Source organism: Sphaerisporangium sp. NPDC088356 (assembly GCF_040685555.1).
In the GTDB taxonomy this organism is placed as follows: domain Bacteria; phylum Actinomycetota; class Actinomycetes; order Streptosporangiales; family Streptosporangiaceae; genus Sphaerisporangium.
The window spans coordinates 1-1,497 of the sequence record NZ_JBFBIK010000276.1 but is presented as its reverse complement, the minus strand read 5'-3'; the positions used below and the strand labels follow the sequence as shown (position 1 = coordinate 1,497).

The 1,497-nt window shown below is 69.6% G+C and carries 2 protein-coding genes; both read left to right on the top strand.

What is annotated here, in order from left to right; all coding sequences use genetic code 11:
- Nucleotides 1-709: 709 nt before the first annotated feature.
- Nucleotides 710-970: a hypothetical protein gene (locus AB0O34_RS36860; protein WP_363923649.1), complete on the top strand. Its 261-nt coding sequence runs from the start codon at nt 710-712 to the stop codon at nt 968-970.
- Nucleotides 971-978: 8 nt separating this feature from the next.
- Nucleotides 979-1,299, top strand: a complete 321-nt coding sequence (locus tag AB0O34_RS36855) for a hypothetical protein (protein ID WP_363923647.1) — start codon at nt 979-981, stop codon at nt 1,297-1,299.
- Nucleotides 1,300-1,497 lie beyond the last annotated feature (198 nt).

Below are 1,497 nucleotides of genomic sequence, written 5' to 3'. Positions count from 1 at the left end.
AGACCGTCACCTCGGTCGGTGGGGTGGCCACGAAGGTCGCCACCGCCACGTCGACCGTCGCCGGTAGCTGAATCAGAATGCGCCCGCGCCGATCCCCTCGCGGCCGCGACGGGGGCGCCATCTCATCGAGGTAGCGCGAGCGCACTTCCTGCAGCGTGACCACGCCGCCGTCCTTGAGACCTTGGAGCGTGCTTACGGCACCGCCCCAGGGACGATCCGCTACAACGGTTACGCCCGGCGCATGGCAATTGAGCTCTCCGAGACCGGTCCCGTGGCTTTGCAGCCACGCGCCCGCGAGCTGGCGAACAAGGTGGGGGTACTGGTCTGAGCAGGGAGCACAGACTGTGCCCCCTGCTCAGCGACAGGAGGATTACGGTCCTGGCATGGATCACGTGGCGTTGCGATGACGTCACAGAACGGACCCGCCGAGGCGTTGCGTTCGCATCGACGGGCCCTTGATCGGACGCGGAGGTCCGACCCATGCCACACCCTAAGACCACACCCGACACGCCCCCGCGCGGGTGGCACATCTTCCGCAGCGACAAAGGCCGCCTGTGGGCCACCAGGGATCGCCCGTACACCGACGCCGAGGATAAGGCCGGCGCGTGGCGCACGGTCGATGCCGATGAGGAGTTCGAGCTGTATCGGGCGACTGCCGAGCAGGAGAGCCGCGTCGCGCTGGCGGCCGTGTCGCGCTGGCGGCCGTGTCGTGAACAGCCCGGTCGACGTCGAGCGGCAGCTTGCCGTGCTCAACCAGGACTACCCCGCATGGCGTATCGCCAGGCCCGTGCGCGCGGACGGCAGCTCGATGGGGTGGTGGGCGATCCGGCACGTCCCCCTGACCCCGTCCCAGCGCTGCGCAGGGCTGGTCCCCAGCATCGCCCGCGGCGACGTCGTGGCGCTGGTGATGGAACTCGGAGTGCAGGACGACATCGCGCACCGGGTGGGGTACACGACCGGCGCGCCATGATGGAGCCCTTGGATACGTTCCTGAGCGCCTTCCAGGGCAACGCGGACCACGGGGTGCACATCCCCCGTTGGTCAGGAGCGAGCGGGGTCGACCGGGTCACCTGGTTTCCCGCGTGGCATGGCGAGGAGCGCACTCGGGTGTTGCGCTGGACGTGCGAGTGCCGCCTGAAGGTCTATTACCTGGTGACCGGCGGGGGTCGCGCATGGATAAGGCGCCAGGCCCGAGCTGCCCCCGCCAGCGACCGGGTGACGTCCAGCGACACCGAGCGCATGAGGTACCCGGACGCCGAGATGTTGTGGGAGCGGATCCTGCTCGGGCGTGCCCGGTGACGATCTCGATGCCACGGCTCACGAGCTGGCGGGCGATCCCCGCCGACCGGCCCGGGTTTCTCTCGCCCACCGGGCCGGTCACCAGATGTCCGGCCGGGGCGCCTCGCCTTCCCCTGGAGGCTCGAGCCCCCGGCCGGACCCGCTAGTACTCCAGCCGTAGATCGTGATCTTCGTGCTGGTTAGCTGCGCAGCAGCACC